The sequence below is a fragment of the Spirosoma aerophilum genome (genome assembly GCF_054782495.1).
On the sequence record NZ_BAAGSJ010000004.1, the window covers coordinates 817,558 to 832,422 of the forward strand.

Here is a 14,865-nt window from a genome sequence, read left to right on the forward strand (position 1 = left end):
ATGACGTTGATTATCCCGCAAGTAATCAGCGTATCCCAAATAACGCAAGGATGCCCCGCATTTTATGTTGCTCTGTTAATCGGGGAGCGGTGGCGCATTCGCCATCGAAAAAACGAATACACCACCGCTTTGTTGAATACACTAAATCTTTTTGGCGGGGTTACCAAAAACGGTGGTGCCAGCTTCAACATTTTCAACGACTACCGAACCGGCCCCGATCCGGGCATTTTTGCCGATTGTCACCCCGGCAATGATCGTGGCCCCGGTACCAATAAAAGCACCTTCTTCAACGGTTACGCCACTGTTGATGACGCTGCCGGTACCCACCAGAGTAAAATCGCCGATTCGGGCACCGGTTTCGATAATGGCCCCCGTCTGAATGATGCAGTGCTGGCCAATTTCAGCCAGTGGATTCACGACCACACGAGCCCCTATCAGGTTGCCGTGACCTAGAGCCGCCATAATGGATACCGTAGCTGTGTCGTGAATGGCATTGACGGGCTGCACCTTCCGCCGTTCGTTAAGCATTTTAACGAGCCGCTTCCGCACACGGCTGTCGCTGATGGCTACAAAAGCTTCGCACTTCTGCCCAATGAGTTTCAGGAAGCCATCATCATCCGTTTCGCCCAGTACCGATACATCACTGAACTCCTTTCCGTGCAGCTCTTTGTTATCGTCCAGCAAACCATATACAACTACATTATTCCGCTGAAACAGGTCTAAAGCCGTAAGACCAAGGCTACCGGCCCCGAAAATAAGCACTGGATTTTCCATCTATTCTGATTTTATTAAGTCAATGTTAAGCCCCTGTCTTAGAGCTTTATAAAATTGGCAATTTGGTAACAGTGCGGTAAATCATACGTAACAGCTGAACTGTAGTTTCGTTCATGAAATCAAGTACGCAGTTCCGCACGATTGTTCTGTCAGATATCCACCTGGGTAGTGCCGGATCGAAAGCCAAAGAAGCCACCGAGTTTCTGCGCAACTACTCGTGTCAGAAGCTCATTCTGAACGGCGATATCATCGACGGCTGGCAACTGAAGCAGTACGGAACCTGGAAAAAGAAACACACCGCTTTTTTTAAAACGGTTTTAAAACAAATCGTTCACTACGATACCAAAGTTATCTATCTGCGCGGTAACCACGACGATTTTCTCGATCAGGTTATGCCGCTCAAAGTCGGACGGAATTTCTCGATCCGGAAAGATTACACGCTGACATCCGGAGAGAGGAAATTTTACATTACCCACGGCGATGTCTTCGATTCGATCACGTCTCAAATGAAGTGGCTGGCCTACCTGGGCGATATAGGCTACACCTTTCTGTTATGGGTCAACAAGTTTTATAACCAGTACCGAAACTGGCGGGGCCTCCCCTATTATTCGTTGTCGCAGCAAGTGAAATCGCGCATAAAACAGGCCGTCAACTACATCTCCGATTACGAACAGAAACTTACCGAACTAGCCCGCGCCCGGAATTGCCACGGCGTCATCTGCGGACATATTCATCAGCCCGCCATTCACGAATTTGACGGGATTATTTACATGAACTCCGGCGACTGGGTTGAATCGCTCAGCGCGCTGGTCGAAGATCATGAGGGCAACTGGAGCCTGCTCTACTACACCTCCGACCTTGACGATGAGGCTGAATCAAATCCAGCCCCTGATCAGACCAACCGGGTCGTGAATCCTACTTTATTCATCTAGCCAACTCATTTCTTACCATGCGGGTATTGTTTTTAGTACAGGGAGAAGGCCGGGGCCATCTGACACAAGCCTTGTCGCTGGCGCAGATCTTACACATGGCCGGTCATAAGGTTGTGGGAGCCGTGGTTGGCGTAACGGCCGAACGAGCAGTGCCCACGTTCTTCAGCGAGAAATTCTCCGCGCCCATTGTGCCGGTGTTTAGTCCGGGGCTCGTGTATAACGCCGGAACGAATGCGCTTGAACCCGTCAAAACGACGCTACACGCGCTGCGTACCCTTCGGCCGTTCTGGCGCAGTTTAAAGCAGGTACGCGACCAGATCGACACGCTGCGCCCCGATGTGGTCGTTAACTTCTACGAGATGCTTGGCGGCATGACCTACGCCTTTCTTCGCCCCTCGGTTCCTATGGTTTGTATCGCCCACCAGTACATGGCTTTTCACCCCGATTTTCAGCGCCCAAAAGGACAGTGGTTCTATCGGCAGGCGTTTAAGTTCAATACCCGCTTAACGTGCCTGGGTGCTACAGAACTGCTGGCACTTTCGTTCGATAAACAGGTAAATGAACCGAAAGAACGCCTGCGGGTGGTCCCCCCTTTGCTGCGTCAGGAAATTACGGAGCTTAAGCCGGTTGCCGGAAACTTTCTGCTGGCCTACGTTACCCAGCCCGGCCTGAAAGTTGCGTTGAAGAAAGCCCATCAGGAGCGTCCCGATATTCGTATGGATGCGTTCCATGCTGACGCCACCGGCCCCGATCAAGTTGTTGACGATACCCTGACGTATCATGCCATTGATGGAAAACGTTACCTGGACTTTATGTCGCGCAGCAAAGCGGTCGTGACCACAGCGGGGTTCGAGTCAGTTTGTGAAGCCCTTTATTTGGGGAAACCTGCCCTGATGATTCCACAGGCCAACCATTACGAGCAAGCCTGCAACGCCATCGACAGTCAGCGGGCGGGTGTGGGTATCGCATCCAATCGCTTCGACCTTAACCAGCTGCTGGACTACCTTCCTCAGCACGACCCGAAAGTAAGCGAACGCTTTCGGGCCTGGTATGCGCAGGGGTACTTCTTATTCCTGGGAGCGCTTAACCGAGCCATCACACCTACGAGAAAACCATCGTCGGGTAGTTTTCTATCGACGCGGGTTCGGCATTTGCTGCGGTCATAATCGATAGTGAAATTGCAGCGGATCGGGGTAGGTAAATTTGTAGGCCGTTGCCTGTACCAGCTTTTCAACCGAAATCATTTTGTACGGAACCGCTTCGTCAGGAATGGTAAATGTTGGCAGTTGATACTCGAAATCGGCGCAGCTTTTCCGATAGATGGCTTCCCGTGTTGGATGCTCCGGCGCAACGGCATTGAAGGTACCTGTCAGTTGCCGACTGATGATGGCGGATAGAATTCTAACCGCGTCGTCGCGATGAATATAATTGACGGGCACATCGCCACTGTTCACCGTTCGGCCGGCCACGTATTTGCCCGGAATACGGTCGTACCCCATCAACCCGCCGAATCGAATGACGGTTACGGCACGCTCCGTTGAAAGCTGCTGAACGAGTAGCTCGGCCTGCATTAAACCCGGTGCCGCCGACTCTTCTACAGTCGCTACATTTTGTTCAACGGCAAGCTGACTCCGTTCGGGATAAACTGATGTTGAGCTGATATAGATTACGTGTGCCACCGTTGATTTCCGAATGGCCTCAACTAATTGACGGACTTGTTCCGGATGAAAATCATCGCCCAACTTACCCGCTTTCGGGGGTATATCGATGACAAGCGTATCGGTTTGCAACAAATCCGACAGGTCGCCAATGGGTTGGGGGTTTAGCACCAGTTGATGGGCGTCGATACCCTGTTGTCGTAAGGTCGGCAGCTTTTCGGCCGATGTGGTACTGCCTTTTACTGTAAATCCTTCATGAATCAATTGTTCAGCAAGGGGCAACCCCAACCAGCCACAACCAAGAATAGAAACTGTTTTTTGAGCCATAGTTTAGAAACCGATCCCAAAGGTAAGGGTTCTCACGTCGGGACCTTTACCAGCCTGGAATAAGGGACTCATATCATATTTGGCAAAAAAATCGAAGCTCCGAATACCCAGATGCGCGACCAACCCGTACCGGACGTTGTTCAAGTAGTAATCCGAATGCCGACGATCCTTGCCGCCGTCAGCTTCCTTGATTTTCCGGTAGCTGTCGAGCCGGTAGTTCACGTAGCCGCCCACACCCAGGTGGCACACCTTGCGGCCATCGCTGTTGTAGAATGTTACGCGTGGCACTACGGGCACCCCAATGGTACACACGGTTAATTTACTCTTCTGCAATTCCCGGCCCGCGTTGGTGAACGCAATGCCAGTGGGTGTTATTTTTTCGGCAATTACATTGTCTTCGAACATAAAGTTGTTCCAGGCCACCTCTACACCGTAATATAGCTTCAGCGACGCGTATTTACCTCGAATGAGTGTTGGCATGGCCCCCGCTGACATCGCAAAATAGCGCGACCCTATGGGCTTCAGATTATAACTGTCTTCGGGATAGCTCGTGACACTCTGCTGCACCAGTGTATTGAGACCAATACTTAGGTTATAATCAAAGTTTCCGCCATCATGCTGCTTTCTCCGTCTCGACCGTTCATAATCCCGATCGGTCTGGTCCCTTTTCGATGAAGCCGTTTTGGTTGTATCCTCCGAACTATTGATCACTACGGTTACGCCGTCTTTCTGCTTCGTCACGACCAAAACCGTGTCTTTCAAATACTGACCGCCGTCCTGCGAAATTCGGGTTTGACCGCCGGGAACGGAGTCCAGCTTCATGCCCATCTCGCGGACAATTTTATTCAGATCATAATTGGACAGGGCTTGAATCCCGGCTTTATTCGGCGCGTAGATGACGAGTCGCGTGCGGTTGGCAAACCGGATCACTAGCGAATCGGTGGGGCTTACTGGTCTAGCCTGAGTCAGTAAGGCGGTCAACAGACCGGCTACTGTTAGTGTGGTGCGCAATACACTCTTCATTACTTGTCTGATTTATCTTTTTCCAAACTATGTTTGATACCGCTGTAGGCGCGACCCAGCAAGCCACCCTCCTCGTCGGTAAGCTTATCCTGCCGGGCGAAAACCTCTCCACTTTTTATCCGCTTCACCTGCTGCCACAAACTCCCGGTTTTGGTCTCTTTCTCCGACTTTTCGGTTTGGGCTACCATTGCTTTCGTCTCTATGGCTGTTTTAGCGGCCTGGCGGGCCGCAACCAGGGCTTCGGGTTCGGCAATGGTTACCTCCAGAACACGCTCTGCCGCCGGAGTTGGCTTAGTTACGGGTCTGTTATCGGCGAGTTGCTCCGTCACAGCTTTGGTCTGATTGACCGGAGCGACTGGCGCAACGGCCTCATCCTGGGCTTTCGGCTCAACGGGTTTTGTTTGGGCCACCATTGGCGTAGCGGGCATGGCAGGCTGCATGTTGAGCGTTTTGCTTCGTTCTACTTGCCCACCAGGTCGTGTCTCCGTTTTAATGGACTTCTCTACGCTGTTATTAACAACCGCCATTTGATCGGCTGGCGTTGTATCAATAGTTGGCGTTTCTGTTTCGAGCGCTGGCGTTCCATTTGGTTTTACCGGCTGAACGTCATGTTTTTCGTTCGTCTTTTCCGCTGTAGCAACAGATGGCCCTGACCGATTTACGGCTACCTGGTTTTGACCTGGGTTGGCTGCATCGTTGGATGGCCAGTAGAGCCATCCAAATAAGCTGACCAGCAGCAAGCAAGCCGCAGCCGCCATATAGCGTTGCATGACCGGATTTTGCCAGAAGACAATTTTTGCTTCCGGCTTATTCTTTCCCATTCTTGCCTGTAACCGCTCAAACCCATCGGCACTTGGTTTCATTGACATGTTACCAAGCCTGCGGGCAAATAGCTCGTCAATTGGCTGTTTTTCTGTATGTTTTTTCATAGGATACGGTCCGAAGGTCCTGTTCCATTTTTTTCAAATTTGCCTGTAACAGCATACGGGCACGACTTAACTGTGATTTCGACGTGCCTTCTGAAATGCCCAACATCTCGGCAATTTCAGCATGTGCATACCCTTCAATAGCATAGAGGTTAAATATCGTTCTGTAGCCATCGGGTAGTTGATTGACCAGCCGGAGCAGGTCGTTTTCATTTACAGCAGCATCGGCCCAGCTATAATCCGCTTCTTCGGCTACTTCGTCAATCGCAATTTCCTGCCGCCACTGTTTTGTTTTCCGCAGAAACATCAATGATTCTGTCACCATAATACGCCTGATCCACCCTTCGAAGCTACCATCTTCCCGGAACTGATCGATCTTTTCGAATACCCGCATGAAGCCATCCAGCATCACCTCTTCGGCATCGTCCCGGTTGGCACAGTACCGAGTGCATACGGCCAGCATTTTACCGGCATACCGTTCATATACGACCTTATGCGCACGACTCTCACCTCGCTTCAGGGCAACGATCAATTGCGCTTCTGTCGTGAAAAAAGGTATAATTCGCAGCATATTCGTTTAGGTTCATTGAGTAGATGCAAGATAAAGTATGGCGGTTGCATGAGCGGTGAAAAAAATATACAATTATTTTTTCTTGCTGTATAGCCACAAAAAAAGGGCTGTTAAAGCCCTTTTACGTATTTGATACCGGCTACGTAATGTAGCCAAATGACTCTTGATATTCGAAAATTAATGGGAGCGATGAGTAACATGACCGGCGCAATCAAACCGGCATACACCCAGCCATCCGGGTCACCACCGAGGTAAAAGATCAGAAAGCCCATTACAAGAGCAATACCACCCGAAATGGCGTAGCTTACGTACATGGCACCAATAAAGTACCCCGGTTCTACTTCGTAGCGCAGCCCACAGTGTGGGCAATGCTCATACATATCATCGAACCCACGTGGCGAATAGAAGGGCTTAATAAAAATTTTTCCCTGCCTGCATCTAGGACATAGCCCTTTTAACGCGGCCTGCAATTTCGAGACGTCTTCCATACTCACGTTTGCTGTTTCGATACCATAAATAAGCAATAGACGCTACAATGAGGTATGGAATCATTAATAAATAAACAATACCAATATTTAAATCGGAGGCAATAACGCTGCGGCCATTGCTCACGGTGCTCTCAACGGTACCCCGGCACATAGCACACTGCGCCATCAGATCGGGGGCAACAGCCAGTAAGGCTATTACCATGAACCACACTTTCCAACGTCTCATGTTTGTATTGGTTAATGGATGTAATACGGTTTGATCAGCAAATACACAATTACCCCCGTTACACTGACGTAAAGCCAGATGGGAAACGCGTACTTAACGGTTTGTTTGTGGCGGGCTATTTGTCCACTTAAAGCAAAATAAACAGCCCTCAATACAAACCATACAACAACAACTGACAAAACAATGTGCGATACCAGCAGGAAATAATAAACCGGCCTTATCCATCCCTGACCACCAAACGGCGTTGACTCGTTGGTTAAGTGATACAATACATAACTAACCAGAAACAGGGAACCGAAGGTAAAAGCAGCCAGCATTGCGCGCTTATGGGCCACAATGTTCTTCTGCCGAATAAAATAGAGCCCCATCAATAATAGCACGGATGTGATGGAATTGATGATGCCGTTGATATGAGGCAGATAGGTTGTCCAGCTACCTAAATCAACTTTCTGCCGGATACCCAATAACACGGCTACGGCAATCGGAATAGCCAACGAAAGGATTGTGATAACCCTGTTGGCTTTCCGTTCCTCTACGGGCTGTAATGCTTCCATATGCAGTGATTTATTCTTTGCTGTAAATATCCAGAAGTATCCGAATCTCAAGGACTAAGCGATCGACATCTTCCTTTTTGGTTCCATCATAGAACCCCCTGACAATGCCCTCTTTGTCTACCAATACCAACTTTTCGCTATGAATAAAAGTTTCGTCGGGCTTGCCGTCCTTCACGCCGGCATCTACGGTTGGCAGATAATAACCGTGCATGGCCAGATCATAAATGTCAGCCTTGTTTCCGGTCAGGAAATACCACTTGCCGGGGATGGCTTCATACTTTTTCGCGTACGCTTTCAACTGAGCAGGACGATCGTGTTCAGGATCGACTGAATGCGACAGAAATACGATTGACGGATTAGCCCTGAAAATATCCTGAACCCGCGTTAGTTGGGATGAGATGCGGGGGCAAACTGTGCCACACCGCGTAAAGAAGAAAGAGGCAACGTAAATTTTATTCTTGACAATTGATTGATCGACCACTTTTCCATCCTGATCAATCAGCTTGAACGCAGGAATATGGTTATAGATCGTATCCGTTACTTCGCTGCCATCTGCCAGCTTCACTTTTCCCATCAGCGGTTCGCCTTTCGTCGAATCGATTTTGGGTAAGTAACGCGGCAGCACGTAATGATTTTCGGTAGCATACCGAAGGAATATGTACAGCAAAGCCGGGACCAGCAATGTAACAAGCAAGATCCCGGCTTTTCGATTGACCGTCATGGATTATCGTAATTCAAATATCGACCCGCCTTCCATTAATAAGGCTGTCAGCAACCAGAAGATAAAGACAACGGGGATAACGATTGCCCAGATCAGGCTTTTCACCTCGTGCTTTAGGTGCATAAACTCACCAACGATATAAAACGCTTTCACCAACGTCATCAGAACGAAGATTGATGTTCTGAATCCACCGGCTTTCATGAAGTAAGCCAGCGTAAATTCAACGGCTGTAATAGCCGACAGAATGAAAAACGTGCGCCAGATAAGGCCTGTATTAGCTGGTGGAATTTCACCAACCTCGTGGGTTCCGTGTGAATGATCAGACATAGCTCAGGGTAATTAAACCAGATAAAAGAATGTAAAGACAAATACCCAAACCAGGTCAACAAAGTGCCAGTAGAGACCTACTTTCTCGACCATTTCATAATGACCGCGACGCGCATACAAGCCGGTTGCGGCCCGATAGAAGATCAGAATGTTCAGGACAACACCGCTAAACACGTGGGTTCCGTGGAAACCTGTGATGAAGAAGAACAAGTCAGCAAACGCAGGCGGTCCATATTGGTTTTCGACCAGATTCGCGCCAAAGATCGTACGCTGGATGCTTTGTCCGTTGATCAGCTCAGTAATGGTTGTACCGGTTTCTGTACCATGGATAAAGTGACTCCATTCCCACGCCTGACTTCCCAGGAAGGTGAAACCGCCCAGAATCGTCCATAGCATATACTTCTCTACATCCTTCTGGTCCATCCGGTGACCGGCCTCAACGGCCAATACCATCGTTACGCTACTGAAGATAAGGATAAAGGTCATGATACCCACAAAAATCAGGGGCAGATCAACACCATGCAGGAACGGTACTGAGTTATACACCTTTTCGGGTGTTGGCCAGTACATGTTGGAAAACTTAAATACTTCACCAAAAACAGCTGGGTCCCAGGCAGGGTAGCTATAACGGATCAAACCGTAAGTTACCAGCAATGCTGAGAAGGTGAACGTATCCGAAATCAGGAAGAACCACATCATCAGCTTGCCGTAGCTCACTTTCATCGGTTCAACTCCACCCATCCAGGTTTTCTTGTCGAACACTTGCTCCGAGTCGGTTGTCAGGGTATCGTGTGTTACAGTAGCCGCCATGCGTCTAAAAGGATTATCAATGAAAATAGACTAAAAAGAAAAACAAATACAACCACAAAATGTCTAAAAAATGCCAGTAGGTAGCCGCTATTTCCAACTGGTTCAGGCTCTTACCGTGAATACGAAGCCTAAATGCAGCGATCAATGCGAAGACCAGCACAACTAAACCTGAGATCAGGTGAAAGCCATGCAGACCGGTAAAAATGTACATGAATGACCCCGCCGGATTGCCTACGAAAAAGACATTTTCTTTTACTAACTCAACCCAACCCTGGAACTGCATGTACAAAAAGACCGCTCCAAGTGCAAAAGTAATAGTTATCGCTATTTTCAGACTGCTAAAGTTGTCTTTTTTTGCAGCCAGGTATGCCCAATGCATCGTCAGACTACTAATAATCAGTACAACTGAGCTGTATGAAAACACAGAAGGAATGTCATATTCCAGCCAGTTCCCTTCCGCTCTGCGAACCAAATAAGCACTGGTCATGGCCGCAAACAGCATAATGATACTGACAATGAACAACCACATGATAAACTTGCGGGGGTTCATGGAGAGCGTTTCCTGCGGCTCCTCTACAATTGAAATATCGTTGACTAACTCACTCATGATTGTTGTTATACTTTATCTAACAGGTAAACAATCTGTACGATTGGAAGATAAAGCAGCGAGCCAAACATCATTTGTAAAGCCGCTTTATCGGTACAGGTTCTCATTAAGTGAAACGTTTGTGCCAGGAACAAGATTCCGCCAACGGTAGCAACCAGGGCTGAATATATTCCGGTCATTCCCAGTAAGAAAGGTAACCAACCAACAGGAATCAGGAAGAGTGTATAAAGCATTATCCGGAAGGCGGTTTGTGAGGTCTTACCCGCGCCCGGCATCATTTGAATACCTGCTTTTTTGTACTCGTCAAATGCGAGCCAGCCAATAGCCCAGAAGTGTGGAAACTGCCAAAAAAATTGAATGGCAAACAGGATACCTGGCACCCAGCCATAATGGTTCGTAGCAGCAACCCAACCAATCATCGGAGGAAAAGCTCCTGGTAAGGCACCAACAAATACAGCAATCTGACCTTTTCGCTTTAGGGGCGTGTATACAAAGCCGTATAACAACAGTGACAATACTGCCAGTGCAGCCGCCCGAACATTAAAGAATTCGACAAACAGGTAGCAGCCGATGCCAAAGAGAATAAACGCAAACCCAGCCGCTTCATTTACCGAGAGCCGACCTGTTGGCAATGGCCGAACTGCCGTGCGCTTCATGAGTTTGTCAGACTCTTTTTCAATGATCTGGTTTATGATGTTCGCCGATCCTGTGATGCTAATCGAAGCAATCGTTAGAATTACAATCTTCCACCAGATGACGTGATCCGTTGCCAGACAGTAGCCAAATACACCGGAAAAAACAACGGCGAGTGTAAGCTTTAGCTTTATTAATTCAATGTACGCTTTTCCTTTTTCGTTGATGATGGCAGATGCCAGTACTTTTTCCATATTATGCTTTTACTAATCGAGACGCTTCGCTTATCCCACTTGGTATAGCAAGCTTAGGGGTCAAAAGCAAACAAATCGAAAATTGTAAACCGATCATTAAAATGGCTAATTCGAGATGGATAGGTTGCGCGATAGCCGGAACACTTAAATAAGCCATGACGACCCCGGTACCAATTTCGGCTATTACCAGCGCGATCAACAGATTTGTTAATTGAATTAACTGTCCTGTTTTATTCAACTTTCGCAGTTGATAGATAACTGCTACGTGGAACGCGAAGATGATCAGAGAAAATGATCGGTGCACATAAAAGCGCCAATCCAACTGGCTAATCCAGCTATCACGCTGTTCGTATCCCAGGCGTTTCACCACACTGTCCAAGACATCCCGTACCTGAGCCCCTAAAATGATTTGACCCATAGTTAAGAGCAAAACCACAATCAGTAAGGAGCGCAGCTTTTTAGAATCACTCGTTGCCAGAACGGGCATGTTTTGCGGACTTCGGGAACGAACCCAGACGAAAATCAGGGCAAATACCAGCAAAATGGCGAGTAGCAAATGCAGCGTGATTACATATTGCTCCAATTCAGTGGCTACTACCCGTGAGCCTAACCAACCGTTTAGACCTATCAACAGAAAAGCACTGACGCTTCCCCAAAATACGGTCTTGTCTTTTTTCAAGTAGGAAATCGATGCGATCAGGGTAGCAAAAACAAGAAAACCCGATAAAACACCCAGCAATCGGTTGGCGTATTCTATCCAGGTTTTTACAGCGTTGAATTCTACTTCCCCTTTCAACTTGGCACCGTAAATCTGCTGATAGTTTACCGGCAACTGGGAGACTTCTGTCGGTGGGACCCAACGGCCAAAGCACTTAGGCCAGTCGGGACAGCCCATTCCAGAGCCTGTACCTCTAACAATACCACCTGCCAGAACAAGCAAGTAAATAACGATTACTGTTAGAGATACCAGGCTCCGGAAGCGCTGCTCTTTTTTATCAATGAGGCTGTTTGAACTGGTCATTCAGGTTTTGTGCCTCGATCTCTTTTTCCAGACTGATCAATTCATTCTCGTGAGGAAGATTAGACTCTGGTGTCTGAGAATAAGGCACGTTTTGAGGAATGTAGTCATCCTGTGCACCTGGTTTGCTGTAATCATAAGGCCAGCGATACACAGCGGGGATTTCTCCCGGCCAGTTACCATGACCCGGTACAATGGGTGTTGTCCACTCCAGTGTATTCGACTTCCATGGGTTTTGCGTTGCCTTACGTCCTTTGATCAGGCTATGAACGAAGTTGTAGATGAAAATCCACTGAGCCGTGAACGTAAAGATGGCTGCCAGGCTAATGAATGCATTCATATCAGCGAAGATGTTCTTCGTGAAATCATAGCTGGTGAATGCATAATAACGGCGTGGGAAACCAGCAATACCTACATAGTGCATTGGGAAGAACACCAGATAAATTCCGATGAACGTCAGCCAGAAGTGGATATAGCCCAGTTTTTCGTTCATCATCCGCCCAAACATTTTGGGGAACCAGTGATAAACACCTGCTAACAAACCAAAGGCTGAAGCAGCACCCATCACAAGGTGGAAGTGAGCAACAACGAAATACGTGTCGTGCAACTGGATGTCCAAAGCTGAGTTACCAAGAATCAGACCGGTGATACCACCCGAGATGAAGAAGGATACCAGACCAATCGAGAACAGCATGGCCGGGGTAAACCGGATGTTGCCACGCCACAGTGTCGTGATGTAGTTAAACGCTTTAACAGCCGATGGAACGGCAATGATCAGCGTCAGGAACATAAAGATAGAGCCCAGGAATGGGTTCATACCCGTCACGAACATATGGTGAGCCCACACGATAAACGCCAGGAACGCAATACCCATCATGGATGCAATCATAGCACGGTAGCCGAAAATTGGCTTACGGGCGTTGGTTGCAATGATCTCCGATGTCATACCCAGGGCAGGCAGCAACACAATGTATACCTCCGGGTGACCCAGGAACCAGAATAAGTGCTGGAACAGGATCGGGCTACCACCAACGTTCGGAAGAGCCTCACCTTTGATATAAATCTCAGAGAGATAAAAGCTGGTTCCGAAGCTACGGTCGAAGATCAGCAGCAGAGCTGCCGACAAAAGAACCGGGAAGGAGATCAAACCGAGGATAGCAGTCAGCAGGAACGCCCAGATGGTCAGGGGTAATTTGCTGAACGACATACCCCGCGTACGCAGGTTGATAACGGTTGTGATGTAATTGATACCGCCCAGCAATTGCGAGACGATAAACAAGGCCATACTCACCAGCCACAACGTCATGCCCAATTCAGATCCTTTGTGCGCTTGTGGTAAGGCACTCAGTGGTGGGTAAATTACCCAGCCACCGGCAGCCGGTCCTGTTTCAATGAACATCGACGAGAACATGATAACACTGGCCAGAAAAAAGAACCAGTACGACAACATGTTCAGGAAGCCCGATGCCATATCCCGGGCACCTACTTGTAGAGGAATCAGGAAGTTAGAGAACGTACCGCTCAAACCGGCTGTCAATACAAAGAACACCATGATGGTTCCGTGCATTGTAACCAGTGCCAGATAAAAATCCGGGTCAAGCTTATCGGTCTCATTGATCCAGTTCCCCAGAATTGGACGTAAGAAGCCCAACTTCATATTGGGGAAACCCAACTGAAGACGGAACATCACCGAAAGACTGATACCGATAACCGACCAAATGATACCTGAGATCAGGTACTGCTTGGCTATCGTTTTATGATCTTCGGAGAAAATATACGTGCGCCAAAAACTTTGCGGTTCATGATGGTCATGCTCTACAGCATGGGCCACAACCGCTGAGTTATCTGCTACAGTCGCCATAGTTTTGGTTTGTTGTAAGTTTAGATATTAACGGAGTTTAGCGCTAGCTATCGTTACTCCACCAGTTTTTGGTAATAATGCCGTAGAACTGTCACTTGGAGCAGCTGTAGCGTCAGCCGGTAAATATTTTGCTGCCTTTGCCTTCAAGTTTGCAGGAATACGAGCGGCTAATTCCGGAGTCGACGTCAACAACGGCTTTTGCTGCTTACACCAGGCTGCCCATGAGGCTTCGTCTTCAACGATCAGGCGGATACGCATTGAGAAGTGGCCCTGTCCACATACTTCAGTACAAGCAATCTCGTAGCCAAAATCTGGATTACCCGTGATGTTCCGCATCTCATCCGTCGTTTTGTCGGCAATGAACCAGAAACGCGTAGGCATACCTGGCACAGCATCCATTTTCACCCGCAGGTGGGGAATGAATACGCTGTGTAATACGTCACGAGCCCGGATTTTCAACAGGATGGGCTTGTTGGCAGGAATGTGTAATTCTGATGTTGAGGTAAAGTCATCGAAAGATGCTTCGTCGGTGTAGTCGATACCTGTATCGTTGTTGTTGTCGATCAATTTGTAGTTGAACGAACCCAGCTTGTTGTTGTCAACACCCGGATAGCGGGCAATCCAGTTGAACTGCTTACCTACAATTTCGAACACCTGTGCATCAGCCGGAGCTTCCGACATGATATCACGCCAGGCACGCCAGCCAGTGAATACCAGAATAGCCATGACAACGGCTGGTACTACCGTCCAGATCAACTCCAGCTTGTGGTTCTCAGGATAGTAGGAAGCCTTACGGCCTTCTTTGTACTGATATTTCCAGGCGAAGATAAATAATAGCGCGTTGGTGATGACAAAAGCAACGGTGATGATAGCCATCGACAGCCAGAACAGAAAATCTGTCCGCCGACCGTGGGGAGACGATGCTTCTGGAAGGAAAAACTGCCGGGCATACATAAACGACCAGACAGCCCCAATTAGACCAAGGATAAAGAAGACCATAAACATAGCCCCGTTGATCTTGTTGCTCAAGCCAATGTGATCATCAGCAACAGGCCCGCTTGCGTTTTTAACCACTGCCCCCATCCTGGAGACGACCATAGCCGCCAATCCAAGGAAGATTACCGATAATAAAGCGATTATATAAACCATTTCTAT

The 14,865-nt window shown here is 48.3% G+C and carries 18 protein-coding genes; 2 read left to right on the forward strand and 16 right to left on the reverse strand.

Going from position 1 to position 14,865, the window contains the following annotated elements:
- Window positions 1-141: 141 nt before the first annotated feature.
- The gene (locus ACYVK4_RS05300) at window positions 142-774 is read right to left on the reverse strand and encodes an acetyltransferase (RefSeq protein WP_461126432.1); all 633 of its coding nucleotides are present in this window, start codon (window positions 772-774) and stop codon (window positions 142-144) included.
- A gap of 113 nt (window positions 775-887) precedes the next feature.
- On the opposite strand from ACYVK4_RS05300, the gene ACYVK4_RS05305 reads away from it, so the two are divergent.
- Both ACYVK4_RS05305 and ACYVK4_RS05310 read left to right on the forward strand, forming a co-directional pair.
- Entirely contained in the window at window positions 888-1,706 is an 819-nt protein-coding gene (locus ACYVK4_RS05305) for a UDP-2,3-diacylglucosamine diphosphatase (protein WP_461126433.1), read from the forward strand.
- A 17-nt stretch (window positions 1,707-1,723) separates the two neighbouring features.
- Window positions 1,724-2,872, forward strand: coding sequence for a glycosyltransferase family protein (locus ACYVK4_RS05310; RefSeq protein WP_461126434.1), 1,149 nt, complete (start codon window positions 1,724-1,726; stop codon window positions 2,870-2,872).
- On the opposite strand, the gene ACYVK4_RS05315 is transcribed toward ACYVK4_RS05310, so the two are convergent.
- The 15 genes from ACYVK4_RS05315 to ACYVK4_RS05385 all read right to left on the reverse strand — a co-directional run bounded on the left by ACYVK4_RS05315 (window position 2,867) and on the right by ACYVK4_RS05385 (window position 14,859).
- Window positions 2,867-3,691: an NAD(P)H-binding protein gene (locus ACYVK4_RS05315; RefSeq protein WP_461126435.1), complete on the reverse strand. Its 825-nt coding sequence runs from the start codon at window positions 3,689-3,691 to the stop codon at window positions 2,867-2,869. The two genes, ACYVK4_RS05310 and ACYVK4_RS05315, sit on opposite strands and share 6 nt — an antisense overlap.
- 3 nt (window positions 3,692-3,694) lie before the next feature.
- Window positions 3,695-4,714, reverse strand: coding sequence for an outer membrane beta-barrel protein (locus tag ACYVK4_RS05320; RefSeq protein WP_461126436.1), 1,020 nt, complete (start codon window positions 4,712-4,714; stop codon window positions 3,695-3,697).
- On the reverse strand, window positions 4,714-5,643 hold the full coding sequence (locus ACYVK4_RS05325; RefSeq protein ID WP_461126437.1) for a hypothetical protein: 930 nt from the start codon (window positions 5,641-5,643) through the stop codon (window positions 4,714-4,716). The genes ACYVK4_RS05320 and ACYVK4_RS05325 overlap by 1 nt, the downstream gene beginning before the upstream one ends.
- Window positions 5,612-6,211, reverse strand: a complete 600-nt coding sequence (locus tag ACYVK4_RS05330; RefSeq protein WP_461126438.1) for an RNA polymerase sigma factor — start codon at window positions 6,209-6,211, stop codon at window positions 5,612-5,614. Before ACYVK4_RS05330 ends, ACYVK4_RS05325 begins: the two co-directional genes overlap by 32 nt.
- Before the next feature lie 110 nt (window positions 6,212-6,321).
- Window positions 6,322-6,591: a DUF983 domain-containing protein gene (locus ACYVK4_RS05335; protein ID WP_461126439.1), complete on the reverse strand. Its 270-nt coding sequence runs from the start codon at window positions 6,589-6,591 to the stop codon at window positions 6,322-6,324.
- 58 nt (window positions 6,592-6,649) lie between these two features.
- On the reverse strand, window positions 6,650-6,925 hold the full coding sequence (locus ACYVK4_RS05340; protein ID WP_461126440.1) for a hypothetical protein: 276 nt from the start codon (window positions 6,923-6,925) through the stop codon (window positions 6,650-6,652).
- Between the two features lie 11 nt (window positions 6,926-6,936).
- Window positions 6,937-7,479 (reverse strand): DUF420 domain-containing protein, encoded by a 543-nt coding sequence (locus ACYVK4_RS05345; RefSeq protein ID WP_461126441.1) that lies wholly within the window; start codon window positions 7,477-7,479, stop codon window positions 6,937-6,939.
- 10 nt (window positions 7,480-7,489) lie between these two features.
- Window positions 7,490-8,200 carry an SCO family protein gene (locus ACYVK4_RS05350; RefSeq protein ID WP_461126442.1) on the reverse strand — a complete coding sequence of 237 codons (711 nt, stop codon included), beginning with the start codon at window positions 8,198-8,200 and terminating at the stop codon, window positions 7,490-7,492.
- A 3-nt stretch (window positions 8,201-8,203) separates the two neighbouring features.
- On the reverse strand, window positions 8,204-8,527 hold the full coding sequence (locus ACYVK4_RS05355; RefSeq protein WP_461126443.1) for a cytochrome C oxidase subunit IV family protein: 324 nt from the start codon (window positions 8,525-8,527) through the stop codon (window positions 8,204-8,206).
- Between the two features lie 12 nt (window positions 8,528-8,539).
- Window positions 8,540-9,337, reverse strand: a complete 798-nt coding sequence (locus ACYVK4_RS05360) for a cytochrome c oxidase subunit 3 (RefSeq protein WP_461126444.1) — start codon at window positions 9,335-9,337, stop codon at window positions 8,540-8,542.
- 16 nt (window positions 9,338-9,353) lie between these two features.
- A complete protein-coding gene (locus ACYVK4_RS05365; RefSeq protein WP_461126445.1) occupies window positions 9,354-9,944 on the reverse strand; it encodes a cytochrome c oxidase subunit 3 in 591 nt (196 codons plus the stop codon).
- Between the two features lie 8 nt (window positions 9,945-9,952).
- Window positions 9,953-10,831: a heme o synthase gene (cyoE, locus tag ACYVK4_RS05370; protein WP_461126446.1), complete on the reverse strand. Its 879-nt coding sequence runs from the start codon at window positions 10,829-10,831 to the stop codon at window positions 9,953-9,955.
- 1 nt (window position 10,832) lies between these two features.
- The gene (locus ACYVK4_RS05375) at window positions 10,833-11,852 is read right to left on the reverse strand and encodes a COX15/CtaA family protein (RefSeq protein WP_461126447.1); all 1,020 of its coding nucleotides are present in this window, start codon (window positions 11,850-11,852) and stop codon (window positions 10,833-10,835) included.
- Complete coding sequence (locus ACYVK4_RS05380) at window positions 11,827-13,710, reverse strand: cytochrome c oxidase subunit I (RefSeq protein ID WP_461126448.1); 1,884 nt, start codon at window positions 13,708-13,710, stop codon at window positions 11,827-11,829. Before ACYVK4_RS05380 ends, ACYVK4_RS05375 begins: the two co-directional genes overlap by 26 nt.
- Before the next feature lie 27 nt (window positions 13,711-13,737).
- A complete protein-coding gene (locus ACYVK4_RS05385) occupies window positions 13,738-14,859 on the reverse strand; it encodes a cytochrome c oxidase subunit II (protein ID WP_461126449.1) in 1,122 nt (373 codons plus the stop codon).
- Window positions 14,860-14,865: the final 6 nt, after the last annotated feature.